22 protein-coding genes are annotated in these 25,412 nt (G+C 71.7%); 11 read left to right on the top strand and 11 right to left on the bottom strand.

Annotated features, from left to right (window positions below; all coding sequences use genetic code 11):
* From BKI49_RS16050 to BKI49_RS35320, 7 genes are all read left to right on the top strand, one after another.
* On the top strand, positions 1–1,008 hold a 1,008-nt coding region (locus tag BKI49_RS16050), incomplete at its 5' end, for an MCE family protein (protein ID WP_257004815.1).
* Positions 1,005–2,114 (top strand): MCE family protein, encoded by a 1,110-nt coding sequence (locus BKI49_RS16055; RefSeq protein ID WP_179332467.1) that lies wholly within the window; start codon positions 1,005–1,007, stop codon positions 2,112–2,114. The genes BKI49_RS16050 and BKI49_RS16055, both read left to right, overlap by 4 nt.
* Positions 2,111–3,394, top strand: coding sequence for an MCE family protein (locus BKI49_RS16060; protein WP_095934968.1), 1,284 nt, complete (start codon positions 2,111–2,113; stop codon positions 3,392–3,394). The genes BKI49_RS16055 and BKI49_RS16060 overlap by 4 nt, the downstream gene beginning before the upstream one ends.
* Entirely contained in the window at positions 3,391–4,665 is a 1,275-nt protein-coding gene (locus tag BKI49_RS16065; RefSeq protein ID WP_095934969.1) for an MCE family protein, read from the top strand. The genes BKI49_RS16060 and BKI49_RS16065 overlap by 4 nt, the downstream gene beginning before the upstream one ends.
* 11 nt (positions 4,666–4,676) lie before the next feature.
* Positions 4,677–5,150: a hypothetical protein gene (locus BKI49_RS16070; RefSeq protein WP_257004816.1), complete on the top strand. Its 474-nt coding sequence runs from the start codon at positions 4,677–4,679 to the stop codon at positions 5,148–5,150.
* 35 nt (positions 5,151–5,185) lie between these two features.
* Positions 5,186–5,944: a hypothetical protein gene (locus BKI49_RS16075; protein ID WP_257004817.1), complete on the top strand. Its 759-nt coding sequence runs from the start codon at positions 5,186–5,188 to the stop codon at positions 5,942–5,944.
* 363 nt (positions 5,945–6,307) lie between these two features.
* Entirely contained in the window at positions 6,308–6,691 is a 384-nt protein-coding gene (locus tag BKI49_RS35320) for a hypothetical protein (RefSeq protein WP_179332468.1), read from the top strand.
* Between the two features lie 201 nt (positions 6,692–6,892).
* Here BKI49_RS35320 and BKI49_RS16085 read toward each other — a convergent pair whose 3' ends face one another.
* The 6 genes from BKI49_RS16085 to BKI49_RS35325 all read right to left on the bottom strand — a co-directional run bounded on the left by BKI49_RS16085 (position 6,893) and on the right by BKI49_RS35325 (position 12,542).
* Positions 6,893–7,597 carry a hypothetical protein gene (locus tag BKI49_RS16085; RefSeq protein ID WP_179332469.1) on the bottom strand — a complete coding sequence of 235 codons (705 nt, stop codon included), beginning with the start codon at positions 7,595–7,597 and terminating at the stop codon, positions 6,893–6,895.
* Positions 7,587–8,069 (bottom strand): DUF6114 domain-containing protein, encoded by a 483-nt coding sequence (locus BKI49_RS16090; RefSeq protein WP_095934973.1) that lies wholly within the window; start codon positions 8,067–8,069, stop codon positions 7,587–7,589. Before BKI49_RS16090 ends, BKI49_RS16085 begins: the two co-directional genes overlap by 11 nt.
* Positions 8,070–8,145: 76 nt before the next feature.
* The gene (locus BKI49_RS16095; protein WP_095934974.1) at positions 8,146–8,769 is read right to left on the bottom strand and encodes a DUF6230 family protein; all 624 of its coding nucleotides are present in this window, start codon (positions 8,767–8,769) and stop codon (positions 8,146–8,148) included.
* Between the two features lie 393 nt (positions 8,770–9,162).
* A complete protein-coding gene (locus BKI49_RS16100) occupies positions 9,163–11,046 on the bottom strand; it encodes a multicopper oxidase family protein (RefSeq protein ID WP_257004818.1) in 1,884 nt (627 codons plus the stop codon).
* Positions 11,047–11,339: 293 nt separating this feature from the next.
* On the bottom strand, positions 11,340–11,819 hold the full coding sequence (locus BKI49_RS16105) for an SLATT domain-containing protein (RefSeq protein ID WP_095934976.1): 480 nt from the start codon (positions 11,817–11,819) through the stop codon (positions 11,340–11,342).
* Positions 11,820–11,990: 171 nt separating this feature from the next.
* The gene (locus tag BKI49_RS35325) at positions 11,991–12,542 is read right to left on the bottom strand and encodes a hypothetical protein (protein WP_095934977.1); all 552 of its coding nucleotides are present in this window, start codon (positions 12,540–12,542) and stop codon (positions 11,991–11,993) included.
* A gap of 130 nt (positions 12,543–12,672) precedes the next feature.
* On the opposite strand from BKI49_RS35325, the gene BKI49_RS16115 reads away from it, so the two are divergent.
* Complete coding sequence (locus tag BKI49_RS16115) at positions 12,673–15,594, top strand: AfsR/SARP family transcriptional regulator (RefSeq protein ID WP_257004819.1); 2,922 nt, start codon at positions 12,673–12,675, stop codon at positions 15,592–15,594.
* Between the two features lie 78 nt (positions 15,595–15,672).
* Here BKI49_RS16115 and BKI49_RS16120 read toward each other — a convergent pair whose 3' ends face one another.
* The 4 genes from BKI49_RS16120 to BKI49_RS16135 all read right to left on the bottom strand — a co-directional run bounded on the left by BKI49_RS16120 (position 15,673) and on the right by BKI49_RS16135 (position 20,626).
* Complete coding sequence (locus BKI49_RS16120; protein WP_095934979.1) at positions 15,673–16,860, bottom strand: cytochrome P450; 1,188 nt, start codon at positions 16,858–16,860, stop codon at positions 15,673–15,675.
* Positions 16,850–17,599, bottom strand: coding sequence for a cyclodityrosine synthase (locus BKI49_RS16125; protein ID WP_095934980.1), 750 nt, complete (start codon positions 17,597–17,599; stop codon positions 16,850–16,852). Before BKI49_RS16125 ends, BKI49_RS16120 begins: the two co-directional genes overlap by 11 nt.
* Before the next feature lie 131 nt (positions 17,600–17,730).
* Complete coding sequence (locus tag BKI49_RS16130; RefSeq protein WP_095934981.1) at positions 17,731–19,236, bottom strand: flavin-containing monooxygenase; 1,506 nt, start codon at positions 19,234–19,236, stop codon at positions 17,731–17,733.
* A 130-nt stretch (positions 19,237–19,366) separates the two neighbouring features.
* On the bottom strand, positions 19,367–20,626 hold the full coding sequence (locus BKI49_RS16135; RefSeq protein WP_095934982.1) for an MFS transporter: 1,260 nt from the start codon (positions 20,624–20,626) through the stop codon (positions 19,367–19,369).
* A gap of 340 nt (positions 20,627–20,966) precedes the next feature.
* On the opposite strand from BKI49_RS16135, the gene BKI49_RS16140 reads away from it, so the two are divergent.
* The 3 genes from BKI49_RS16140 to BKI49_RS16150 all read left to right on the top strand — a co-directional run bounded on the left by BKI49_RS16140 (position 20,967) and on the right by BKI49_RS16150 (position 23,430).
* Positions 20,967–21,932, top strand: coding sequence for an ArsR/SmtB family transcription factor (locus tag BKI49_RS16140; RefSeq protein ID WP_095934983.1), 966 nt, complete (start codon positions 20,967–20,969; stop codon positions 21,930–21,932).
* Between the two features lie 34 nt (positions 21,933–21,966).
* Positions 21,967–22,467: a glutathione peroxidase gene (locus BKI49_RS16145; protein WP_095934984.1), complete on the top strand. Its 501-nt coding sequence runs from the start codon at positions 21,967–21,969 to the stop codon at positions 22,465–22,467.
* 114 nt (positions 22,468–22,581) lie between these two features.
* The gene (locus tag BKI49_RS16150) at positions 22,582–23,430 is read left to right on the top strand and encodes a MerR family transcriptional regulator (RefSeq protein ID WP_095934985.1); all 849 of its coding nucleotides are present in this window, start codon (positions 22,582–22,584) and stop codon (positions 23,428–23,430) included.
* A gap of 36 nt (positions 23,431–23,466) precedes the next feature.
* Here BKI49_RS16150 and BKI49_RS16155 read toward each other — a convergent pair whose 3' ends face one another.
* Positions 23,467–25,308 (bottom strand): hypothetical protein, encoded by a 1,842-nt coding sequence (locus BKI49_RS16155; protein WP_095934986.1) that lies wholly within the window; start codon positions 25,306–25,308, stop codon positions 23,467–23,469.
* Positions 25,309–25,412: the final 104 nt, after the last annotated feature.

Raw genomic sequence — 25,412 nt, forward strand, 5'->3', positions numbered from 1 at the left:
CCCAGGATCCGGCTCAAGCGCCCGCGTCTGAAGCCCTTCCGGGAGCACAACCAGGTCGTGGTCGGCGCCGTCGGCCTCACCGTCCTCGCGCTGCTCACCGTCGCCGCCTTCAACGCCGACAGCCTGCCGCTGATCGGCGGCGGCGACACCTACAGCGCGGCCTTCTCCGAGGCCGGCGGGCTCAAGCCCGGCGACGAGGTACGGATCGCCGGGGTCAAGGTCGGCAAGGTCGAGGGCGTCGACCTTGCCGGCGACCACGTCAAGGTGACCTTCAAGGTGAAGGGCGACCCGGCGTTCGGTACCGACACGGGTGCGTCGATCCGTGTCAAGACGATCCTCGGAGCGAAGTACCTGGCCCTGTACCCGAAGGGGCCCGGCCGGTTGAAGCCCGGCAGCGAGATCCCGCTCCGGCGGACCGTGTCGGCGTACGACGTCGTCCAGGCCTTCAGCGATCTGACGACCACCACCGAGGAGGTCGACACGGACCGGCTCGCGAAGGCACTGGACACGGTCTCCGTCACCTTCCAGGACTCCCCCGAGGAGGTGCGGGCGTCGATCAAGGGGCTGTCGCGGATCTCCCGGACCGTCGCCGCCCGTGACAAGGCGCTGCGCGGGCTCCTCGACCATGCCGACGGAGTCACCGAGGTGCTGGCCGGTCACACGAAGGACTTCTCGGCGCTGGTGAAGGACGGTGACGCCCTGTTCAAGGAGATCGGCAAGCGCCGCACGGCGATCCACAAACTGCTCAAGAGCTCCGCGCTGCTGGGCATCGAGCTGTCCGGCCTGGTCGACGACAACAGCAAGGAGATCGGGCCCGCACTGAAGAACCTCAACACCTTCGTGAAGATGCTCGAACGCAACCAGTCGAGCCTCGATCGCAGCGTCCGGCTTCTCGCCCCCTACGTACGGCTCTTCACCAACACCCTCGGCAACGGCCGCTGGTTCGACTCCTACGTCCAGAACCTGGTCGCCGCCCCGGTCACACCACGAACGGGAGGCACCCGATGACCCGCAGACTCCTGGGCCTGTTCACCGCGCTCGCGATCGTCGTCGGCCTCGCCGTCGTCCTGTGGCCGGGCCCCGGTCCCGTCCGCGTCACGGCGTACTTCCCGCGCACCGTCGGCATCTATCCCGGTTCCGACGTCCGCGTCCTCGGCGTCCGCATCGGCGAGGTCAGGAAGATCACGCCGGAGGGCGACCGGGTACGGGTGGAGCTGGAATACGACCGGGGCCGCAAGGTCCCCGCCGACGCACAGGCCGCCATCATCAACTCCTCGGTGGTCAGCGACCGTTATGTACAGCTCCTGCCGGTGTACCACAAGGGCGCGGTGCTGCGGGACGGAGACGTCATCCCCGAGTCCCGTACGGCCGTCCCCGTCGAGCTGGACCGGATCTTCGACAGCCTGCACACCACCGCCGAGGCGCTCGGCCCGAACGGTGCCGACAAGAAGGGCTCGCTGTCCCGGCTGCTCGGGGTGAGCGCGGACAACCTCCAGGGGCAGGGCGAGAACCTCAACCAGACGGTGGAGGACCTGTCCCAGGCGGTCACCACGCTGTCCGACGGGCGCGGCGACCTGTTCGGGACCGTGCGGAACCTTCAGGTGTTCACGGCCGCGCTGGCGGCGGACGACACCAGCGTGCGGTCGTTCAACACCGACCTCGCCGACGTGGCCGGGCAGCTCGCCGGGGAGCGCAAGGACCTCGCGGCCGCACTCAAGTACCTGGCCACCGCACTGGGCGACGTGTCCGGCTTCGTGAAGGGCAACAAGAAGGCGCTGACCTCGGACGTGAAGGGCCTGGCCAAGGTCACCAAGGTCCTCGTCACCCAACGGGTCGCTCTGGAGGAGCTGTTGACCGTCGCTCCCACGGGCCTGTCGAACCTGCAGAACGCCTACAACCCCGCCGCCGGCACCCTCGACACCCGCAACAACGCGCAAGTCCCGCAGGATCCGGCATCCCTTCTCTGCTCGATCCTGAAGACGACCGGCGACGACCACGACAACTGTGCCGGGCTGAAGAAGCTCTTCGACTCCCTGCCCAAGGTTCCGTCGGCCCCGGCGTCGGCGGGCACGGTCGACAAGACCCTCGGCGGAATTCTGGGGGCACCGGCATGAGCGTGCGACGCAAGGGGCGGGTGGCCGCCTGGACGGCGGTCGGCTCGCTGCTGCTGACCGGCTGCGAGTTCAACGGCTGGTACGACGTCCCGCTCCCCGGCGGCGCCGCCTCGGACAATCACGCCTACCACGTCACCGTCGAGTTCCGGGACGTGCTGGACCTGGTGCCGCAGTCGGCGGTCAAGGTCAACAACGTCACCGTCGGCGCGGTCGAGAAGGTGGAACTGGACGGCTGGCACGCCCGCGTGCGGCTCAGGATCGCCGACTCGGTGAAGCTGCCCGGCAACGCGGTCGCCGATCTGAGGCAGACCAGCATGCTCGGCGAGAAGTACGTCGCCCTGTCCGGGCCGGCCGGCACGCGGCCCGTCGGACGGCTCCGCGACGGCGACCGCGTCCCGCTGTCCCGCAGCGGCCGCAACCCGGAGGTCGAGGAGGTGCTGTCGGCCCTGTCCGCGCTGCTCAACGGTGGCGGGGTGGCCCAGCTGAAGACGATCACCGTCGAGTTGAACAAGGCCCTCGGCGGTCGCGAGGACCGGGTCAGGTCCCTGCTGAAGCAGCTCGACACCTTCCTCGGCGGCCTCGACGACCAGCGGGCGGAGATCGTGCGCGCGTTGAAGGGCGTCGACCGGCTCGCAAAGCGGCTGAAGAAGGAGAAGAAGACGATCGCCCTGGCCGTCGACACCATGCCGCCCGCTCTGAAGGCCGTCGCCGACCAGCGCAAGGACCTGACGAGGATGCTCACCGCTCTGTCCAGGCTCGGCAAGACCGGCACCAAGGTGGTGAACGCCTCCCACGACGACGCCGTCGCCAACCTGAAGAGGCTCCGGCCCATCCTGCAGGAGCTGGACAAGGCGGGGGACGACCTGCCCAACTCCCTTGAACTCCTCACCACTTACCCGTTCCCGCGCAACGCGACCGACGCCGTCAAGGGCGACTACGTCAACCTGAAGATCACCGCCGACCTCGACCTGGCGGAGCTCTACGCCGACGTCGCCGGCAAGCCTGGCAAGGGCGGGAAGTCCCCGGCCCCCGGGACACCGCGTCTTCCCGGCGTCCCCTCGCCCACCCCTCTCCCCTCCACCCCGTCCCTGCCGGGCACCCCCTCCGTGCCCGCCGTGCCCTCCGCGCCCGCCGCGCCCTCGACGCCCTCCGACGGCAGCACCCTGCTGTGCCCGCCGGTGTGCACCGCTGCCTACGGCACCGGGGACGGCTCGCGTCGCCTCCCGCCGGGGGTCGATCCCGGCCTCGCCGAGCTGATGCTGAAGGGGATACTGCCGTGATCACACGTACGGTCAAGGTCCAGCTGCTCGCCTTCGCGACCGTCACCGCCCTCGGGGTGTCGTACGTCGGCGCCCGCTACACGGGCCTGGTGGACGACGTCCTGCACCGCGGTTACACCGTGCGCGCCGACTTCGCCGAGTCCGGGGGCGTCTTCCCCGGCGCCGAGGTCACCTACCGGGGGGTGCCGGTGGGCCGAGTGGGCGATCTGCAGCTGACCGGGTCCGGGGTCTCGGTGGCGCTGAAGATCGAGGACGGCGCCCCGAGGATTCCGGCCGACACGCTCGCGGTGATCGCCGACCGGTCGGCGGTCGGCGAGCAGTACGTCGACCTCCAGCCACGGCGGTCGGGCGGGCCGTACCTCATGGACGGCAGCCCGATCCCGCGCAGCCGCACCCGGACCCCGCTGCCGGTCACCGACCTGGTCCTCAGCCTCGACCGGCTGGTCAACTCGGTCGGCAAGGACGATCTGCGGGTCACCGTCGACGAGCTGGGCAAGGCGTTCGCCGGCACCGGACCGAACCTGAGCCGGCTGGTCGACTCCGGCGACGCGCTGGTGGAGTCGGCATCCGGGTCGCTCCCCCAGACGGTCTCGCTGATCGAGGACTCGCGGAAGGTGCTCAAGACGCAGGCCGACCAGGGCTCGGCCATCAAGTCGTTCTCCCGCGATCTTGCCGCGCTCACCGCACAGTTGAAGTCGAGCGACGGTGATCTGCGCCGACTGATCGGCACCACCGCGCCCGCCGCGCAGGAGATCGACTCCCTCCTGAAGTCCACTCGCCCGCACGTGCCGGTCCTGCTGACCAACCTCATCAGCGGCGGCCAGATCACCGTGGCCCGGCTGCCCGGCGTCGAACAGGCCCTGGTCACGCTCCCGCTCACTGTCGCGGGCAGCTACACGGTCGTCCCCGGCGACGGCACCACCCACTTCGGGCTGACCGTGAACGCCGACGACCCTCCCGCGTGCACCCAGGGCTACGGCACCCAGCGCCGCGACCCCGCCGACACCGGCACGCGCCCGGCGAACACCGACGCGCGCTGCACGGCACCGCGCGGCAGCAAGACCTCGGTGCGCGGAGCGCAGAACGCGCCCGGCGCGACGACCGGTCGGTACGGCGCCGGCCAGGCCGCGTTCGTGGCCCCGTACGACCCGGAGACCGGCACCGTGACCGGCCCGGGCGGAACGCCCGTCGAGATCGGCTCGACGGGCGGGGAACAGACCGTGTTCGGAAAGGAGTCGTGGCAATGGCTGCTCGTGGGACCGATGGTGTGAGAGGCGGACGCATGAGGCTGCTGTCGGCAGGGCTCGTCGCCGCGACCGTGCTGACGACCGTGCCGTGTGTCTGGCTGGGCCACAAGCTGTCCGACCAGCACGCGGCGGAACAGCGCCGTCAGGACATCCTGGCGGCGGCTCGCCAGTCGGCGCTGAGCTTCACCTCGCTCGACTACCGGCACTACGACCGGGACAGCGCCACTGTGCTGAAGGGCGCCACCGGCGAGTTCAAGAAGGAGTTCGCCGCACAGACCGCACAACTGACGAAGCTGGTCGCGCGGAACAAGTCGGTGTCCGAGGGGCAGGTCCTGGAAGCGGGCGTCGTGCGGTCCGACGCACGCTCGGCCCGGGTCCTGGTCGTGGCCGACAGCAAGGTGACCAACACCGCCGCGCCCGAGGGCCAGGCGCGCACCTACCGGCTCCAGCTCGACCTCACGCGCGTGGCCGGCCGCTGGCTGACCTCCGACGTCGCGTTCGTGGGCTGACCCACCCCGTGAGGCCATCGATGAGAAGAGACACCGTGGCGAACCCGACCTCCCGCACCCGCGGCACCGGCTCACCCGCCCGCCGCACCATGACCGCGGCCGCCCGCGCGGCAGCCAAGCGCGCCGGGCGGCCCGCGCGCCCCGAGCACGGCGCCCGCCAGGAAGAGCAGATTCCCTCCGGGAGCACCCTGCTCGTCGAGCCCCCGGCGAACGGCTGGGAGGACCCGCCGGAGCCCGAGTCACCCAAGTCGTTCGAGGAGGAGCCGGAGGAGGACGCGCCCTCGCGCGAGATCTGGCGGATCGTGCTCACCGCGGTGCTGGGCGTCGTCCTCGTGGCGGCCCTGGTCGCGACCGCCGTCGTCGGCTGGCAGTACCGGCAGGGGCGACAGGCGGAGCAGGCCCGCGGCGAGGCCCTCGCGGCCGCGAGGAAGGCGGCGCCGGTCGTGCTGTCGTACGACTACCGGCACCTGGACCGGGACTTCTCCCGAGCCCGCGCCCTGCTGACCGGGCACTTCCGCGACCAGTACGGCAGGACCACGAAGGCAGTGGTCACGCCGACCGCGACGAAGTACCACGGCGTGGTGAAGGCGACCGTGGCCACACCCGCCGACGGTGGCGCCCCGGCGGTCTCCGTCGTGTCGGCCACACCGGACCGGGCCGTCGTCCTGCTCTTCGTCAACCAGGTCACCCGGAGCACCCAGGCCCCGGAGCCCCGGCTGGACCTGAACCGGGTGCGTATGACGCTCACCCGCACCTCCGGCGGCTGGAAGGTGAGCGGCGTCGACGCCCTCTGACCAGGCCTGCGAAGGGGCCCCCGAACGGAGGCCCTCCGTTGTTACCGAAGCCGTTGGGCCGTTCGGAGGAGTTCGGGCAGCGAGACAGCCACGAGTCCCGCTGACCGTCAGTTCCTGTTTTTCCTGCTCCCGGCATGGTTCCGGGCCGGGACAGGGCCGACACCCGGGCTCCTCCCCGGCATCAATGGCGCATACAAGGGACAGTTACCGATATATCTGCGCTTTGTAACGCGAATCCTGTCCTTGCTCCGGTGTCGTCGCAAAGGGCCACAGTGTGGGTTCCTCGGCACCGAGCCGGGAATTTCGGACAGCACGCCCGGCTCAGACCAGGGTCGGCGTGCACGAACGTGAGGTGACAGATTCATGTCTGTTTCTCGTACGACGGTCCGCCTGATCGCCACCTTCGTGGCAACGGGCGCACTCGTCGGCGCGGCCGCGATGCCGGCTCTGGCCGCCGGAGCCGGCCATGACCGCGACAACGGGAGGGGCTACTCGCACAGCGACAGAAGCGACCGCCACCACGACGGTCACTTCGGCGACCGGGACCGGGGCTGGGACCGGGGCGAGCACCGCGGCTGGGACCGGGACCGGGACGACCGCTGGGGCCGGGACCGGGACCACCGCTGGGACCGGGACCGGGACCGGCACCACCGCTGGGACCGGGACCGCGGCTGGCACCACGGCTGGGACCGCGACCGGCACCACGGCTGGGACCGCGACCGCGGCTGGCACCACGGCCACCGCTAGACCGCCCTGGAGGCCGTGCTGCGACGCGGAGGCCCGCACCCTCTGCCACCCGTCGTCATAGCCGGCACGGCCGCCGCACCCATCCGGAGGGCCGAAGACCGTTCCTTGCGGTCTTCGGCCCTCCGGCCACGTCCGCCCGCCGTACGGGCGGGCCTTCGTCCCGCCATGCATCCGTGTTCCGCAGGCGGCGGGCGTGCGCTGTCACCCGGCCACGAGGCCGAGGGTCGGGCCGGCGATGGACAGGTCGCCGCTGAGCCGGGCGGCCTGTGAAACGGTCACGTTCTTGAAAGTGATGGTGCGGGTCGGCGCGGTGGAGTCGGAGAGCCACGGGGGCAGCGCGTCGGGCGTGACGGTGACGCCGCGGTCCGCCGGGAGCGGAGCGCCGCCCAGGCCGACGAGCGTGCCGCTCAGTTTCTGGACGTACAGAGTCACCACGTCCTCGCCCTTGACCGTGGACGTGGTCGCGGGCCTGGCCCGCAGTCGCACCGCCGAGCGGCCGCGGCCCGCCGTCAGATCGAGGCCGCCGAGGTCCAGCGACCGTGCGGTGAACTTCAGTACCCGCTCGGACCCGGCCGCGGTCCTGAGGACGGCCACGCCGCGGAAGGAACTGCCGTGGAGCACCAGCCTGTCGGCGCGCAGCACCCAGGGGACGTCCGGTGGGCGGGCGACCGGCGCGGCGCCGGCCGCCGGCGGCTGGGACGTGCGGAGGCCGCCAGGGGCGAGCAACGCCTTCGAGGCCGTGGGCGTGGCGAGCTGCAGGGCCAAGGACAGGGCGGCCACCGCCGACGCACAGGCGAGGGGCCGCAGCAGCCGGCCGGCCGAGCGGCGCTTCACCGCACCGCTCGGACGGCGGGGATCGCACTCCGGCCCGGTCGCCGTAGAGCCGGTCAGGGCGTCACTTGCCACCGTGGTCCTGACCCACGGGAACGGGAGGCGACGCACGGTCGGCCACGGGCTGCACATCCGTGGCGCCCGTCGGAGGGATCCAGGCGCAGGCCAGGGATCCGCCGATCAGGCCGGAGAGCAGCCCGACGAGGAGACCCCCGAGATTGGCGACGGGGAAGGAGATGAGGGCGAGCAGGATGACCGTGATCCCTGCGAACACACGCGACTGCCGGTGGAACCACAGGGAGACGGCGAGGGTGACGAGGAGAACCCCGATGATCAGCGAACCCGCGCCGGCCGAGGTCGACAGTGCCAGGGGGATGGCGCCGAAGTCCAGGCGGGCATAAGGAAGGTAGATGATGGGCAGACCCGCCGCGAAGGTGAACAGGCCTGCCCAGAAGGGACGTTCGCCCCGCCAGGTCCTGAATCTGCGTCGGGCGTCGGCGGCGAGGACGCGCACGTTCTCGCGTCTGCCGATTCGCTGGAGGAACACGTGAGCTTCCCTGGTGTTCGGCGGGAGGGAGTACGCGGCGAACGGGGGCGAAAGGCGCGTGCTTCGTGCCGGCGGATCAGAAGCACTCGTGGCGGCCTTGCCTCAGTTGCACATCGAGGTCCGGGACGTTGAACGTGGCGGCCGAGACGGCGACCGTGGTGAAGTGCACGTCGGTCAGGAAGACCGAATCCGCCTGCTGGGCGAAGCCGTTGGGATCGAAGAACCGGGAGTTGCGGTCCCCCCGGCTGATCGGGCCCTTGCTGACCGCTCCCGTCGCCACGCCGATGTCGAGGCCGTCGAAATTCGCCTGACTGCTCGACAGGGCTGTCGCGTCGAGGAACAGGTTCTTCGCTTCGACCCGACTGTGATCGCCACCGGTGATCTTCAGCGTGTACGGGCCCAGGACCGGGATCGTGACCACCACGGACTGGCACAGCCCACTGATCTCCGCATGGCTGGCGCCGGTGACGACGACCGGCACGAGGGTGCCCTTCTTGGTCACGTCCACCGTGCCGTAGATGGCCAGACCTCGGACGGCCAGAGTGTCCAGGGCCACCTGGAACTTCTGGCCGGAGATGAGGAACGACACGGCCAGCGCTCCTTGGGCCATGGCGATGCCGAGGGCCGCGGCAGCCACGGCACTCGGGACGAGAATGCAGGCGAAGCGCTTCCAGGAGGTCCTGCCTGCACTGCGCAGCATCCCGTCTCCTCCGCTCATACGTGGGCTCGCCGATGCCGGACAGGGGTAGGCGACGTCTCTCTAGTGGCGGATCCTAGGCTTCCGGACGGGGCAGCCGACGGTACGTCAGGTCGGCCGGACGGGTGAGTCGCCTTCTGTTGCACCATCCGGAGGACACGCGACGCGGTGCTGCCGTCGACATCTCCGAGCTGCCGGACACGGCCGAGTGGGCGGCCTGTCGTCGACGGCCGAGGGCGCTTCCTGGGCAGCGTCCGGCGGTTTCCCGCCGGGGCGCGGACGATGGGGCCGGCTCAGGAGGGTTTCCTCCCGGGCCGGCCCTTCGTCGTGTCCGAGGTGTCGCCCCGCGTGGCGGTGTAGTCCGCGCGGGCCGTGATCACCCGATTGTCGATCGCGTCAGTCGCCGGCCGGGACGATCGTCCAGGGGCGCATCAGGTCGTCGTCCTCGTGCTCGAGGAGGTGGCAGTGGTGGATGTACGTCGCCGGGAGCTTGGCGCCGCTTCCCGGGATCGACGCGATCTCATCCGTCGGCGGGACGAATTCCTGGATGATGATTCTGGTCACCATCTGCGCGGGGGCCTTGACCGTGTCCTTGTAGGACAGCGCTTCGTCCGGGTCCGGGGGAATCGGCGGGCCGGTGAAGTAGTCGGCCACGGCCGGGTGGTCCTCCGCTTTGCGGCCGCCGTCGATCCACTTGTCGTAGTCCTTCTGGTAGGCGGCCGCGTCGAACGGCTGCCTGTCCAGTACCTGGAAGTTGACGAGGTGGACATGCATCGGGTGGGCGTCGTGATTGGGATTGATGTACTCCCAGATCTCGGTCGAGCCCTCCTTGATGAAGTCCTGCGACGGCTCCATGTAGGGCACCGCGTTGAACGTCATCGTCCTGAAGAGCTCGTGCTGGTACACGACCCATTGCCGTCGGCGGGTGTGCGGTTTCGGCTTGATGGCCGGGACCGACTGCAGCTTGAGTTTCTCGGGTGGCGTCGACCTGTCCCTTCCGGACAGTGGCTTGCGGACCCGGAATCGCATGATCTCCGCGATTTCCGGTCCGCAGCCGGTGATGCCGGGGAAGTGGACCTGCGTCCCCGGGTAGTTCGTCAACGTGACATCTTTGTTCGGGGGAATGTGAGTGAAGTCGACGATCAGGTCGTACCGCTCGGCCGGACTGATCAGGAAGTCCAGCATCTGCAACGGAGCACGGAGGCCACCGTCCGTGCCGATCAGCCAGAACGGCAGTTGCGGCTGCGGAAGTACATCCCTGGGAACGTCGAACCTCAGCCGCCAGAATCGCTCGTTCGAAGCGTTGAGAATGCGCAGTCGGTAGCGTCGCGGCTCGACGTCCAGGTAGGGGTAGGCCTTCCCGTTGACGACCGGGGTGTCCTCGCCTTCCCTGTCGACCATGGTGTAGGCGAGCGAGCCGTTCGCGTTGAAGGTCCGGTCCTGCAGGATGAGGGGGACCTCGAATTCACCTCGCGGCAGCCCGAGCCGCTCGTCGGCGGGATCACGGATGAAGTAGAGACCGGCAAGTCCCGCATAGACGTTGAGAGCGCTCATCCCCATGGCGTGATCGTGATACCAGAGCATGCACGAATGGTCGTGGTTGGTGTAGGCGTAGATCGCTTCGTTGGGCTTGACCCGGCCCGGCTCCAGGGTGGTGTAGCCCTCGGCGTGAAAGCCCTTCGGGCTGAACGACTGCTCCGGCAGACCGTCGGACTGCGGTGCGGTGTAACCGCCGTGCTGGTGCACGACGTTCCACACGTTGATGTCGTCGGGGAACTGCGGCATGTACTCGTAGGGAGGCGGAGGGATCGGGGCGACGACGGGCTTCTTGTCGCGAATCATGTCGATCACGGGCTGGAACATGTGGGTGGTCGGCAGGTCGTTGCGGTACTTGACGACCGTCGGGCGGTCCCTGATCGTCTCGAAAGTCGGCCCGAGATAGCCCATGCCGATCGGCTCGTGGGGGTGGTGCGGATCCGTGGCCCAGTAACCCCACACGGGCGATGGAGCGAGATCCCGGTGGAAGCGCCACGACCCCTGCCGCATCGTGAACTCGTAGTAGTCGGCGCCCGGATAGGCGGACGGGTCCGGGACGGCCGTCGACGGTCTGGGCAGCGGGTCGACGAACTTCGTCAGCGAAGGGGTGTTGACCGCCTGGTCGTCACACCCTGCCGGCGGGTGAGCCGGCATCGCGTACGCCCGTGCCCCCAGGACACCCCGTGGAAGCATGCCCGCGGCCCCCATGGCACCGGCCATGAGGAATTTCCTTCGCTCGATCATCGTCTCCAGCTCTCCCTCGCCTCATGCGACGGTCAAGGGATACAGGGCTGGTTCGAAACACCGCCGAAGCGCACCGGTCCGGTCCGGGAAAAGCCACTCATTGAGCCGATCTCGACTCCAATTCCATATACATCGACATTGGGACCCGAGTAATTTGGAATGGGAACCTGATAATTATCGACAACCCTCATCGGATTTATCTGCGTTTTGTATGAGCCGGTAGGTATTTTTCTTTGCTGTCGGCGGAGGTCGGCTGCCGACCGGTCGGCGGTCGCCTGTCACCCACACGCGGGTCAGGGCAGTGCCGGGCCGCCCGTCGGGTCCGTGCCGCCCTGAGTCGCGCGGCTGCGTTGTTCGGCCCACTGGCGGAGTTCCTCGTCGCCCACCTGCTCGATCGCGGCGAGCAGCTCCCGGCGGGCCGTCTCGTCCCGGTCGGCCTCCGGCAGGAGCCGGTAGCGGTTGACTGCCCGGCGGAGGGTCTCGCGGGACTGTGACGCGAGGACGTAGCGCGGGCCGTGTGCGAAGACCTGGCGGAATCCGGTGAAGAACAGAGCCCCGCCCGCGATGATCGCCGTCAGCCAGGCCGGGGCGTGCAGGCCCGCCGCGACCACCGTCGCCGAGGACGTCGCCAGGGCTCCCAGTTCGGACACGCGGTACCACAGGCGCGCCGAGTCGCGGACCCTCTCGTAGAAGGCCAACTCGCCCAGGGCCAGGGCGAGTACCGGATCGGGGGCTTCGGACCAGGCGATGGCGTCTGGCGGCTGTCGGCGCATGGGTACATGGTGTCCTCGTGCCGCCCCACGGGAAACACCTCCCGTGCCCTCACGCACCGGGAACCCCGCGGCGAGGTCACCATCGGGGCACGCGACGGCCGCACCGCGTCGCCGCAGACGTCGGCCGCGCCATCACCGCACACACCGTCACCGCAGGCGTCGACCGCACCGTCACCGCACGCGCCGGGGCTCCCGGGTCAACACGTACGACTCCCCCGCGAGTCGGATCCGGTCGTCGCCGTCCACGTGGCAGCCCAGGCGTGCCGGAAGGCCGCGGAGATAGGCGACGGCGGGGGCGGTGAGGCGGATCCTGCCGTCGCCGAGCTGCGTGATGCCCTCGGGTGCGTCGAGCGCGGCGAACCAGGCGGCGTGCTCCCGGCGCACCTGCGCGGTGTACGTGCCGTCGCGGTCTGTCTCCTGTTCCAGGGCGAACAGGACGTCCCCGTAACGGGCGTGGTCGAGCACCGCGCGCACCGCCTCGACCACGTCCGGCAGGCCGGTGCCCACCTCATCGGTGGCGAAGACGCGGACACCGGGGCGGACCCGGGCGTACGCGGACCAGGCCCCCGCGCGGGACGGGATGACGTAGCCGACCGGGAACCCTCCCGGGAGCCCGTCGTCCACGCAGACGTACACGATCTCCGCGACGTCGCTCCGCTCCTGCGTGAGGAACAGCCCCCGCCGCTTCAGCTGACCCGTGAGGGACCGGTCGATGACGGTCACGTTCGTGTTCCTTCCTCGTCGGGAGGCGGCGGCCGTTCCCCCGGTCCACGGCCGCCGCACTTGCACACCCTCGCGGAAGACGCTGCAATGCCGGTGAAATTCTGATGATGCGCGGAGCGGAGGCCTCGGGGTGGGCTCGGAATCCCGTCGACGGTTACGACTCGCGGTGCTCGGGCCGATGCGGGCCTGGCGCGACGGCGGACAGCTGGCCCTCGGGCCCGTCCGGCAGCAGGCCGTGCTGGCCGCGCTGGCGCTGCGTCCGGGACTCCTGGTGAGCCGCGAGCAGTTGCTCGACGGAGTCTGGGGGGAGAGCCCGCCGCAGTCCGGCCGCAAAGTACTGCCCAGCTACGTCTACGGGTTGCGGCAGACGCTCGACGAGAGCGGCACCGCTCCGGCGGACTCGCTGATCCGCGGGGAGCGGGGCGGATACCGCCTCGTCGTCGACGGGGTCCGGCTCGATGTGGCGGAGCTGGCCGAGCGGGTCGACGAGGCCCAGCGGGCGAAGGCGTCCGGCGACCCGGCGACGGCGGCGGACCGGCTGTCGGCGGCTCTCGCCCTGTTCGACGGCGAGCCGCTCGCCGGACTGCCGGGACCGTACGCCGACGCCGAGCGGCAGCGGCTGCTGGCACGCCTGCGCACGGTTCGGCTGGAACGGCTCGAATGCCTCGTCCTGACGGGCCGGTTCGCCGAAGCCCTGGACGAGCTCGCCGCCCTGTCCGCGGCCGATCCGGCCGACGAGTCGCTGGTGGCGCTGCGCATGCGTGCCCTGTACGGCAGCGAACGTCAGGCGGAGGCGCTGGGCGTCTACCAGGACATGCGCGGGCGGTTGCGCGAGGAGCTCGGCGTCGACCCCGGTGACGAGCTCCGCCGCGTGCACGAAGCGGTGCTGCGCCGGGACGACGAACGTCTCCTCGGCCCGGCCGCGGCCCCCACCACCGACGTACCCGGTGCGGCACGGCAGGTCTCCTCGCCCCGCCGCACGGTCAACGACCTGCCGGGCGACTCGGGCCGGCTGATCGGCCGGGACAGCGAGCTGGCGCAGCTGATCGCGCCGGCCGCGCCCGGGTCCGTATCGGTCGTCACGGTGGACGGTACGGCCGGGGTCGGCAAGACCGCGCTCGTCGTGCGCGCGGCCCGCGAGCTCAGCGGCCACCACCCGGACGGCTGCCTGTTCGTGGACCTGCACGCGCACAGCGCGCAGCGGCGGCAGGCGCCGGAGCGGGCCCTGCAGCGGCTGCTGCGCAGCCTCGGCGCGGCGAGCGGTGAGCTGCCGGGCGACCTCGAGGAGCTCACCGCCGCCTGGCGCGCGGCGACCAGCCCGCTGCGGCTGCTCCTCGTGCTGGACGACGCCCTCGATGCCGACCAGGTAAGGCCGCTGCTGCCCGCGGGGGCGGGCAGCAGAGTACTGGTGGCCGGCCGGCGGCGGCTCGCGGAACTGGACGCCGACCGCCGGGTCACCCTGGAGCCCCTGGAGAGCGGGGACGCGGTGTCGCTGCTCACCCACCTCATCGGAGCGGAACGCGCGAGCGGGGAGCCGGAGGCGACGCGGCGGCTGGTCGGACTGTGCGACGGGCTGCCGCTGGCGCTGCGCATCGCGGGGTCGCGGCTGCAGAACCGCCGCTCCTGGACGGTGGAGTACCTGGTGGGCCGCATGGCGGGCGACGAGCACCGGCTCGGTGAACTCAGCGTCGGGGACCGCAGCGTGGAGGCGGCCTTCCGCCTGTCGTACGACCAGCTCACGCCCGGGCAGCAGCGCGGGTTCCGCGCCCTCGGTGCGGCGCCGACGGTCGAGTTCGACGTGCTGACGGTGGCGGCCGTGCTCGACGCGCCGCCCCGCGACACCGAGCGGGTCCTGGAGAGCCTGGTCGACACGAGCCTGTTGCAGGAGCCGCGGCCGGGCCGCTACCGGCTGCACGACCTGGTCCGCGTGCACGCGCGGCGGGTCGCCGAGGCCGTGCCCGACGAGGCCGCCGCGGCGCGCAGCGCCGCGTACCGGCTCTTCCTCGACGCGGGCCGGATCACCAGCGACTGGGGCCGTACCGGTTTCCCCACCGGGCCGCGGCCCTCCGGCGCGCCGTTCGGCACCTGGCAGGACGCCGAGGCCTGGCTGGACGCGGCCGGCGGGGAGCTGCCCGACGTCGTCGCGCACGCCGCGGCCCACGGCGAGGCCGACTTCGCCTGCTGGATCGCGGAGGCGTTGTGCGACTACTTCGTGCGGCGGGGCCGCTACCAGGAGGGCCGGACGGCGCTGGAGATCGCGCTCGCGCGGATCGACGAGGCCGGCGATCCGCGCATGTCCCAGGCCCTGCGGAACTGCCTGGGCTACATCTGTGTCCACCAGCGCCGGTACCCACAGGCCCGCGCCTGCTTCATGGAGGCGCTGGAGATCGGCCGGCGTGACCCCGACCCGCACGAGAAGGCCCGTTCCCTCACCGGGCTGGGGGCTCTCGACCTGAGTCTGGGGGACGGTGACGGCGCTGTTCGCCATGCCGCGGAGGGGGCGGAGCTGGCCGAGCGGCTGGGCAGCGACTGGGTCGCCTCGATGGCGCTCGTCATCCTCGGGCTCACCCACTACTTCGGCCGACGCGACGAGGAGGCGCTGGCCTGCTTCGCCGCCGCCCGGACCCACGCCGAGCGGGACGGCAGACCGCGCATGCTCGGCAGGCCCCTGAGCTGCGCCGCGGACGTCCACCTGCGGCTCGGCGAGCACGGTGAGGCCAAGCGCATGCTCCGCCGGGCGGTCGGCCTGGTCGAGCAGGCCGGGGACGTCTTCCTGTGCGCGCGCAGCCTGACCCGGCTGGGCACGGCGGAGCAGGCCGAGGGCGACCCGGACGCGGCCGTCGCCCTCCACCACCAGGCCCTGCGTCAGCACGCGCTGCTGTCCCCCCTCACGGAACCCAGCTACGACTGGCTGGAGATGGACATCCGTTCCCGCCTGGGCCAGGCCTATCTGGCGACGGGTCGCGTCCATGAGGCGAGGCAGCAGTTCCAGCACGTGCTCGCCGTCCACGCCGCCCACGCGCACGGAGCCGGACGCGCGGGCGGCGTCTGAATCCCTAGGGCGGGCGGAGGCGACACCGCACGCCGGCCGGGGACCGCCCGCCCTTCGGGCCCCGGCCGGCGTCGTCCGTCACCACATCGCCGGCAACCGCTCCGGGATGCGTTTCATGAATCCGGTGCGCCAGACCAACTGCTCGATCGGCACCGCGAGTCGGACGTCGGGCATGCGGGTGAGCACGGCCTCCAGGGCGATCTCCGCATGGCGCTTGCCCAGTGCGGTGGCCGGGCAGTAGTGGCGTCCGCCGCCGAAGGACAGGTGGGTGGTGCTGTTCTCGCGGGTCAGGTCGGGCCTGAGCGGGTCGGGGAACTCCTCGGGGTCGAAGTTGGCGCCCTCGACAAGGACCAGGACGAGTTCGCCCTTGCGGACGTCGACGTCGCCGAGCCGTACGTCCTCCAGGGCGAGTCGGGGCAGTCCGTCGCCGATGGAGAGGTTGATGCGTAGGAGTTCGTCGACGGCGGCCGGGATCCTCTCGGGGTGCTCCGTCACCTCCCGTCGCAGTCGCGGGTGCTGGAAGAGGGAGACCAGGGCCATGGTCAGGAACCCCGACGTCGAGATGACGCCCGCGCCGAACATCGTCACCCCGACCGTCGCCAGCATCTCGTCGGTCAGGTGCGCGTACTCCGGGTCCTCGCGCAGGGCCGCCAGCGCGGACATCAGGCCGGTCGTCGACGGGTCGTCGAGGCGGTCGGTCATGTACGCGATGTCCCGGTCCCAGTTCAGGCGGGCGCCGGTGACGGGGCAGGCGGAGTTCATGAACGCGATGTCCAGGCTGCGCATCAGCCGGGGTGCGTCCGCCTGGGGGATGCCGAGGATGTGGCAGTGCATGCCCGCCGAGTACGGGTCGGTGAAACCGCCGCGCAGGTCCACGGGCGCGCCCTCGGCGAGCAGGGCGTCGACCAGTCGGGCCGCGTGCGAGCGCATCCAGTCGGCGAGGCCCTCGCTCTTCGGGTTGAGGGCCTTGAGGACGGCCTTGCGCAGTCCGGCGCCGGTGATGTTGCCCATGTTGTCGACGACCTCGGGCGGGATCGTCAGGGCGTACTGGCGGGGCACGCCGGGCGCCGAGGTGTCCTTCAGGCTGAAGCGGGCGTCCTCCAGCACCTGGGTGCACAGCTCGTAGGACGAGACCAGCCAGGCCTCGTCCCCGGCGATGGTCCGCACCCGGCGCACGGGAGTCGACCCAGGCAACTCGGCTACCTCGGAGGGGAGTTGATCGCCGCGCCAGGAGAAGGGGAAGTCGAGCAGTTCCTCAGTGGGCATCGCCGGCTCCTTCCGCGGGCGTGACGATCGCGTGCCCCTGGTTGCGGGATGCGCGCAGGCCCGATCCGCGCGCGTAGAGCAGTTCGGCCATCGGCAGCAGCTGGTGGTAGCAGTTGAGGGAGGAGGGGACGCCCAGGATGGCCGGGGTGTCCAGGAAGAGCGGTGCCTCGGCGCACACGTACTCCAGGCACACGGCGCGCTGCCGCTCGGTGGCCGCCTGCCCGTCGAGGACCTTCGTGGCGAGGTACGCGTCCACCAGTGCGTCGCAGGTTTCGCGGAACTCCGCGTCCTCGTCGAGGAGTTCCCGGATGTGGTCGTGGATCCGCCGGTAGGCGGGGTTGTCCGCGAAGTCGGACATGGCGTGCGCGGCGAGCCTCCCGCCGCCCGCGCCGTGGGCCGCCGCCGCGGCGGTCACCTTGGCGCGTACGCCCCGCAGGTTCTTCACCGCCTTGCGCCGGGCTTCGTCGGCGGGATAGCCGAGCGCCTCGTACATCTCGGCCACATGGAGGTCGGTGTAGACGAGGTCGACCCGGTCGAAGTGCTCGGCGCCCCAGCGGGCCAGGTCGTCGACCCGGCGAGCCGAGAAGTAGCTGTTGCCCGGCGAGACGCCGATCACGGCGTGGTCGCCCGCGGCGTGGATGACCTGGCAGTGCGGTGTGTAGGGCTGGACTCGGAAAAGGCCCGCGATGGTCGGGCGGGGAGTGACGTGCTGGATCTCGGAGACGGTCGCAGTCGTCAACTGGAGAGTGTCCTTCGCGTCGCTAGTCCCGATGGAGCCTGGTGCTCCTGGTGTGGCGACGACGCCGCGAAGTTAGCTGGCGGACACGGAGAGTGTCAACGCCCGTCCGGAGAGTGGCCGGTTGCGGCGCGTCAGGGGCGCGGCGCGCGGATCAGGTGGTATTCCGACGGGTCCACACGGCGGGTCCGTTCCGCGTACTCGCCCATGTAGCCGGGCCAGTTGGCGACGTTGCGGCCGTCGGCCGTGCGGTACCAGGAGGTGCAGGCGGTCCATGCGGTACCCGCGAACCGGGCCCGCAACCGCTCCAGCCCGCGCGCCTGGGCCTCGGCACGCACGTCGAGGGCCGCCGCTCCGGTCCGCAGGGTCAGTTGCAGGGCCCGGCGGACGTAGGCGGCCTGCGCCTCCAGGAAGAACAGGATGGAGCCGCCCGAGGTGTTGGTGTTGGGGCCGTACATCAGGAACATCGACGGGAAGCCGGAGACGGTGATGCCCAGGTGGGCCTGGGCGCCCTCGGACCAGGCCTCCTCGACCGTGCGGCCGCCGCGGCCCGTGACCCGCATCGGCAGCATGAAGGTGTTGGTGCGAAAGCCGGTCGCGTAGATCACGCAGTCGACGTCGTGGCGGCGGCCGTCGGCGGTGACGGGGCCCTCCGGTTCCATCCGCACGATCCGGTCCGTCACCAGTTCCGTGTTCGGGCGCCGCAGGGCCGGCAGGAAGTCCGAGCTGAGCAGGACCCTCTTGCAGCCGAAGGGGTGGTCGGGCCATGCCTTGCGGCGCAGTTCCGGGTCGGGGAGCTGACGGCGCATGTGGGCGGCGGAGAGCGCGGCGCCGATCCGGCCCACCGTGCGGGGGTGGCGGACGCACAGGGTGATCAGCTCGATGCCGTGGTGGAGCAGTCCCCGCCAGGCCCGGCGCGCCACCGGCAGGCGGCGCAGCACCCGGGCCAGGAGGGCGGGGGTGGGGCGGTCGCTGCGCGGCAGGAACCAGTTGCCCGTCCGCTGGAAGACCGTCAGCCGGGCGGCCAGCGGGGCGATCTCGGGGACGAGCTGGGCGGCGCTCGCGCCGGTCCCGATCACCGCCACGCGCTTTCCCCGCGGGTCGTAGGTGTCGTCCCAGCGCGCGGAGTGGAAGCTGCGGCCGGCGAAGCGGGACAGCCCCTCGACGGCGGGGAAGGACGGCTTGTCCAGCTGCCCGGTCGCCAGCACCAGCGCGTCGGCCACCCGCTCCTCGTAGGGCCCGGTCGTGTCCGTGCGGCGGCTGCGGACCGTCCAGGTGCAGGTGCGGTCGTCCCAGGTGCAGGCGGTGACCTCGGTGCCGGTGACGATGCGCGGGGTGATGCCGAGGGAGTCCGCCGTCCGCCTCAGGTAGGCGAGGATCTCCGGCTGGTGCGAGAACAGGTGGGTCCAGTCGGGGCGTTGGGCGAAGGAGTACGAGTACAGGTGACTCGGTACGTCGCAGGCGGCGCCCGGGTAGCGGTTGTGGTGCCAGGTGCCGCCGGGCCCGGGCGCCGCCTCCAGCAGGGTGACGTCGTCCAGGCCGTGGCGCAGCAGCTCGGCGGCGACGGCGATGCCGCCGAAGCCGGCGCCCACGACGATCACCCTCGGCCTGCGCCCGTCACGCTCGCGTCCGTCGTCCACGCGGCCAAGCTAGCCCGCCGGCGCGCGCGGCGACAGACGGCCACGGGTCCTGGGGACCCTGGCGGCCCCGGGGGACCCTGGCCGCCCCAAGGGACCCCGGCGGCCCGGGCCGGCCTGCCGGCTCCGGTGCCTACGCCGATTCCGGTGTCTGCTCCGGCTTCCGTGCGGCGGCCGGACCGGGCCGAGGTTCCTGTGCCGGGCCCGACTCCGGCTCCGGGTCAGGCCGCGCGGGCCGTCGTCGTGCGGGGACCAAGGCCAGTGTCAGCGTCGTCGCCAGCGACGCGAGCGCCATCACCGTCATCGCCGCGCCGGGCGAGGTCAGCTGGGCGACCGCCCCCGCCACCGCCGCGCTGACGCCCTGCAGGGTGAGCATGCCCGAGGAGTGCAGGCCGAGCGCGTGGCCGCTCAGCTCGTCCGGGGTCAGCGACATCAGCTGCTCCTGCTGGATGAGGCTGGCGCCGAAGCCGACCGAGGCGACGGCGACGCAGACCGCCGCGACGGCCGTGCCCGGCCGCAGCGCGAACAGCAGGTACGGGGCCGCCAGGAGCAGTAGATAGGGGATGCCGAGACGGCAGCGGACCGCCGGCGGGACGAAGCGGCCGATCGTCACGTCGCCCACGAACATGCCGAACGCCGCGGACGCGAAGAGCAGGCCGGCCCGGTCGGGGGCGTACGACACGAACAGGGACTCGCAGCCGACGATCAGGCCGTTGGGGATCCACAGGAGCAGATAGGTCGTCCGGCGCGGGGGCGAGGACCACAGGAGCGCGTTGGTGCGCCAGGTCTGCGCCACCGAGGGGCGGCCGGTGGCCCGCGGTGCCCGGCGGGCCATGCCGAGGCGGACGGTCAGGGCCGACCCGAGGTACAGGACCGCCGCGGTCGCCAGGGTCACCTGCGCGGAGAGCAGCGTGACCAGGGCGGCGCCCGTCATGTAGCCGGTGATCTGCATGAGGCCGTTGACCATGTTGAAGACCGAGCGGCCCAGCAGGTAGCCCTCCTTGGGGAGGATCTCGTTGAGCAGGCCCCAGCGGACCCCGCCGCCGAGCGAGGAGACGAGGCCGAGGACGGCGATGAGGGCGAGGACCGTCCAGACGGGCAGGCCGGGCGTCGCCATCACGGCCGTGCCGACGGCGAACGACAGCGCGATGCCGGTCAGGGTGGCGCGCGGCGCCAGCCGGTCGGCCGCGGACAGCAGGGTGGTCGCGCCGGCCACCTGGGCCAGTTGCGGGCCGAACATGCTCACGGCCGACAGCAGGGGCGATTCCGTCGCCCTGTACACCAGCGTGCCGATGGCCAGGCCGCCGATCGTCGAGGCCGCCGCGTGGAGGGCGGAGGAGAGGAAGAGGGGGGTGAACTCCCGGGTGCGGAAGAGGTCCGAGTAGCTGCGCATGCGCGGAGTCTGGGGCGGGCCGCGGGACGGTCGATATTGTTTCGCGCGGGGGCGAAACCAACGGTCACGGACCGGACGGCGGACGGCCCCGCGCCGGGGACGGGTTGCTCCCGGCGACGGACGGCCCCCGCCGGACGGTCGCGGACCGGACCCGACGGCGGACGGCCGCGCGACGGACACGGACCGGACCCGACAGCGGACCGGGCCCGCAACGGACAGGGACCGGACCGCGCGGCGGACAGGCGTCGCGACGGACGGTCCCCGGAACGACGGACGGTCCAAAACAGGGACAGGCCCCGGAACGAGGGCGGGCCAAGGAGCACGGACGGAGGGTGCGCGCATGGGCTGGTGGCAGGTCAACGCCGACACCCTCGCCGGCAGCCGTTTCGTGCTGTCCCCGCTCGCCGAGACCTTCGCGGCCCTGAAGACGCTGGAGTCGGGGACCGCCTCGCACCCCGGCGAGCTGCGGTGGCTGCGGGACCATCTGCCCGCCTACCGGAGGCGGCTGGCCGCCGACCCGCTCACCGCCGTACTGATCCGCTCCGGGCTCGGGCGGGAGTGGATCGCCGACTTCCTGACCCCGACCCCGTACGGCGACGAGCCCTTCGAGGCGGAGATCGCCAGGGTGCGGGAGACCCCGCCGCAGGCGGCGCGCGCGCATCTCGCCGTCTCGCTCGGCGGCCCGCTGCCCGCCGCGCTGGCGGGCCGCGACGACCTGCCCGGGCGCGCCGCCGATCTCCTCACGCACGTGTGGGAGGAATGCGTACGCCCGGACTGGGAGCGGCGGCGGCGCGTCCTGGAGGCGGACGTGGTGGCACGGACCGCGCACCTGAGCCAGGGCGGCTGGGCCGCGGCGCTCGACGCGCTGCGGCCGGGGACGCGGTGGCTCGGCGACAACCGGCTCCAGGTGAACCTCCACGAGTATCCGCCGCGGGAGATCTCCGGTGCCCAGCTGCTGTTCGTACCCGTCACCCCGAGGGCCGGGTGGGTGTCCTGGGAGGATCCGCACCGGTACGCCGTCGTGTACCCCTGCACGGGCGTCCTCGCCGACGGACGGGCCGAGGCGGTGCCGGAGAGCCTCGGCGCGCTCCTGGGGACGGCGCGCGCGGGGGTGCTCGTGCTCCTGGACTCCCCCATGTCGACGAGCCAGCTGGTCGCGGTGACCGGACAGGGGCTGGGTTCGGTCGGACGTCATCTGAAGGTGCTGCTGGACGCCCGGCTCGTCGAGCGGCGGCGGGCGGGGCGGTCGGTGCTGTACTCGCGGACGGCGGCCGGTGAGGTGCTCGTCACGGCCCAGCGCGACTGACGGTCCTGTCACCGGGCGGAGTTAGCATCCGCTCATGACTACTGACCATTCTGTGCTCGACATCGAGATCGGGGCCCTCCAGGGCGGCTCCGCCGACCTCACGCAGTACCGCGGCAAGGCCGTGCTCATCGTGAACGTCGCCTCCAAGTGCGGGCTGACCCCGCAGTACGCGGGCCTGGAGCGCCTCCAGGAGCGCTACGCGGCCCAGGGCTTCACCGTGCTCGGCGTGCCCTGCAACCAGTTCATGGGCCAGGAGCCCGGCACCTCCGAGGAGATCGCCGAGTTCTGCTCGGCGACGTACGGCGTGACCTTCCCGATGACCGAGAAGGTCGAGGTGAACGGCGACGGGCGGCACGGCCTCTACGAGGGTCTGGTGGGCACCGCGGACGCCGAGGGCCACAGCGGTGACATCCGCTGGAACTTCGAGAAGTTCCTGATCGGGCGCGACGGCACGGTCGTCGGCCGTTTCTCGCCGCAGACCGAGCCGGAGTCGGCGGAGGTCGTGGCGGCGGTCGAGAAGCAGCTCGCCGCCTGACGTCGTTGACCTTGCCCCTGGGGCAGGGGGGAGCGTCCTCGTCACCGGGCGGAAGGCGCCCGGTGACGGAGGTGACGAGGGGCGGACCGGGCCCAGGAAGAAGGGGGTGCCGCCGTGGACGGGGACCTGCTCACCATCGGCGCGTTCGCCGCTCGGGCCCGGCTGTCCGCGAAGGCGCTCAGGCTGTACGACCGGCTGGGGCTGCTGACCCCGGCGCACGTCGACGAGGTCAGCGGCTACCGCTACTACCGCGTCGGTCAGGTCGAGCGGGCCCGGCTCGTCGTGCTGCTGCGCCGGCTCGACATGCCGCTCGCCCGGATCGCCGAGGTGGTGGAGGCGGAGGGGTCCGCCGCCGCCTCGCTCCTCGGCGCGTACTGGGACGACGCCGAGGAACGCTTCGCCTCGCAGCGGGCGCTGGCCGCGTACCTCCGTGGACGGCTGTCCGGGAGGAGTTCGCAGATGTACGAGAAGTTCGTGGTCGAGACCGTCGAGGTGCCCGAGCGGGTGGTGCTGACGGAGACACGGCATGTCCTGGCCACCGAGCTGCCGGTGTGGATCCCCGCCTCGCTGGGGCGGCTGGAGGAGGGCGCCCGCGCCTGCGGAGGGTTCGACGGGCCGCCCTTCGTCGTCTACTACGCGGAGGTCAGCACGGAGAGCGACGGGCCCGTGGAGGCCTGTGTGCCGGTCGCGGACGCCGACGCCGCGCGGGCGTGGGTCCGCGCGCAGGGGCGGGGCCGGGAGGTCAAGGTCCGCGTCGAGCCCGCGCGGCGTCTGGCCTACGCCCGGATCCCCAAGGCACAGGTCGCCTATCCGCAGATCCACGTGGCCTTCGAGGCCGTCGAGGCGTGGATCGCCGAACGGGGACTGTCGTACGACGGCCCCTGCCGGGAGGTGTACTTCGCCGACTGGGACGCCGCCGGGCCCGAGGACCCGGTGTGCGACGTGGCGTTCCCCGTGAAGTGAGGCGGCGCGGGTCGGCGGGGCGTGGGCCCCGCCGGGTCAGCGCATGTCCTCCGGGCAGGGCGTGCCGCGGGGCAGCTGGTAGGGCGCGGCCAGGCGGTAGGTGCCCGGCTTCGGGGCCAGCAGCTCCGTCCACTTGTCGCCCGCCGGGGTCTCCTCGGTCGGCATCAGACAGCCGTTGAGGTTGTCGTACGTCTTGGGTGTGCTGTCCTCGCGGTGCTTGGACTCCTCGGTCTCCTGCGGGGGCTGCAGGCTCTTGCCCTTGTCGTCGACGATGCTCAGCCACGGCGAGTAGGGGACGCGGATCAGGATGCGGCCCGCCTTCTTCACCTCGATCGTCATCTCGCCCTGTTCGGCGCGCTCGACGACGGCGTCGGGCTCGGCGAGCTGGACGGGGTCGGTGACGGCGAACAGCTGCCAGTTCGCGTCGCCCCAGATCTGGCGCAGGTAGGGCATGCCCCGCTGGACGAGTTGGCGTTCGCGTTCCCCGCCGTCGCCGTCGGGCTCGTCCTTGGGCAGCACGACGTAGTGGACGGCCCAGCGCTGGAGCCACTCGTGGTAGTTCGCCGAGTTGAGGGTGTCGTCGTAGAAGAGCGGGTTGCGCTCCATGTCGGCCTGGCGGTTCCAGCCGCGGGCGAGGTTCACGTAGGGGGCGAGGGCGGAGGCCTCGCGGTGGGACCGGGCGGGGACGACCTCGACGCGGCCCTTCTCGGCGCCCACCACCTGGAGCTGGTTGACGAGGGGGGCGAGCTCGCGGGCCCAGGACGCGGCCGGGGTCGTGTGGATGATGTCGTCGACCGACTTGACGCCGATCCAGGTGGTGAACCCGACGAAGGCGACGACGATCACGTACCACTTGCGGGAGCGCGGCACGGTGAAGGGCAGTGCCGCCAGCAGGGCGACGCCCCCGAAGAGCATGGCCAGGCGGGTGATGTTGGAGCCGATCTGCGAGCTGATCAGCCAGACGAGGACGACGGCGGTGCCGTACACGGCCGCCGTGATGCGGACCGTCGTCCACTCCTTGGGGACGAGGAAGAAGACGAACCCGGCGTACAGGAACGGCAGGATGACCGAGTAGACGGTCATCGGCTGAGTTCCGGAGAAGGGGAACAGCCAGGCCGACACCGCCACCACGATCGTCGGGGCGATCCCCAGGGCGTAGGCGCCGGGGCGGCGCTTCTGGAGGAAGAGTGCGACGGCGACCAGGCCCACGAACAGTCCGGCCACCGGGGACGCGGTGGTGGCGAGCGCGGCGAGCGGCGCCGCGCACAGCGCCTTCGCCCAGCGTTTGTAGCGCCAGCGGTAGGGCCAGCAGAACACGACGGCCGTCGCGGCGAGCGCGAACACCATGCCGAGGCCGTAGGTCACCCGGCCGGAGATGGCGTTGCACAGCAGCGCGAAGATCCCGGCGAGGGCCGGCCACAGCGGATTGCGCACCGCACGGCTGCGGATCAGGATCAGCATCAGCAGGCCGGCCGATATCGTCCCCGCGATCATCATGGTCGTGCGGACGCCGAGGACGGACATCAGGTACGGCGACACCACGCTGTACGACACCGGGTGCATCCCGCCGTACCAGGCGAGGTTGTACGCGGAGTCCGGGTGACGCCCGACGAACTCCGCCCAGGCGTCCTGCGCCGCCAGATCCCCACCACTGTTCGCGAATGTGAAGAACCAGGCGAGGTGGAGCACACCCGAGAGGACGGTGGCCAGGGTGACGGGGTGCCGCAGGAAGCGGCTCAGCCGGGTGCCGTGCTCCTGCTCCCGGGCGCCGGGGTCGTCACCGGCCTCCTCGGATATGCGGGAGCGCAGCGGTATTCGCGGACCCGTGCCCGGGCCCGGATCGGCGTCGTCGGCGTGTGTCGGCTCCGCTGTCGCCACTGCAAGGCACTCCCCGTGTCCCGTTTTCCGTTCTCGTCCGGGACCCGCGGCCCGCGGCGAGCAGCCCCGACTTCGCGACGCTAGCACGCACCCCGCCGGGTGGC

The organism is Streptomyces sp. Tue6028 (genome assembly GCF_002300165.1).
GTDB classification, from domain to species: Bacteria; Actinomycetota; Actinomycetes; order Streptomycetales; family Streptomycetaceae; genus Streptomyces; species Streptomyces siamensis.

Coding starts and splice junctions, on each gene's coding strand:
- BKI49_RS16095 (WP_095934974.1), bottom strand. CDS start 8,769: ATGCTGCGCAGTGCAGGCAGGACCTCCTGGAAGCGCTTCGCCTGCATT.
- BKI49_RS16140 (WP_095934983.1), top strand. CDS start 20,967: ATGGGCTGGTGGCAGGTCAACGCCGACACCCTCGCCGGCAGCCGTTTC.
- BKI49_RS16100 (WP_257004818.1), bottom strand. CDS start 11,046: ATGATCGAGCGAAGGAAATTCCTCATGGCCGGTGCCATGGGGGCCGCG.
- BKI49_RS16060 (WP_095934968.1), top strand. CDS start 2,111: ATGAGCGTGCGACGCAAGGGGCGGGTGGCCGCCTGGACGGCGGTCGGC.
- BKI49_RS16105 (WP_095934976.1), bottom strand. CDS start 11,819: ATGCGCCGACAGCCGCCAGACGCCATCGCCTGGTCCGAAGCCCCCGAT.
- BKI49_RS16145 (WP_095934984.1), top strand. CDS start 21,967: ATGACTACTGACCATTCTGTGCTCGACATCGAGATCGGGGCCCTCCAG.
- BKI49_RS16135 (WP_095934982.1), bottom strand. CDS start 20,626: ATGCGCAGCTACTCGGACCTCTTCCGCACCCGGGAGTTCACCCCCCTC.
- BKI49_RS16070 (WP_257004816.1), top strand. CDS start 4,677: ATGAGGCTGCTGTCGGCAGGGCTCGTCGCCGCGACCGTGCTGACGACC.
- BKI49_RS35320 (WP_179332468.1), top strand. CDS start 6,308: ATGTCTGTTTCTCGTACGACGGTCCGCCTGATCGCCACCTTCGTGGCA.
- BKI49_RS16120 (WP_095934979.1), bottom strand. CDS start 16,860: ATGCCCACTGAGGAACTGCTCGACTTCCCCTTCTCCTGGCGCGGCGAT.
- BKI49_RS16055 (WP_179332467.1), top strand. CDS start 1,005: ATGACCCGCAGACTCCTGGGCCTGTTCACCGCGCTCGCGATCGTCGTC.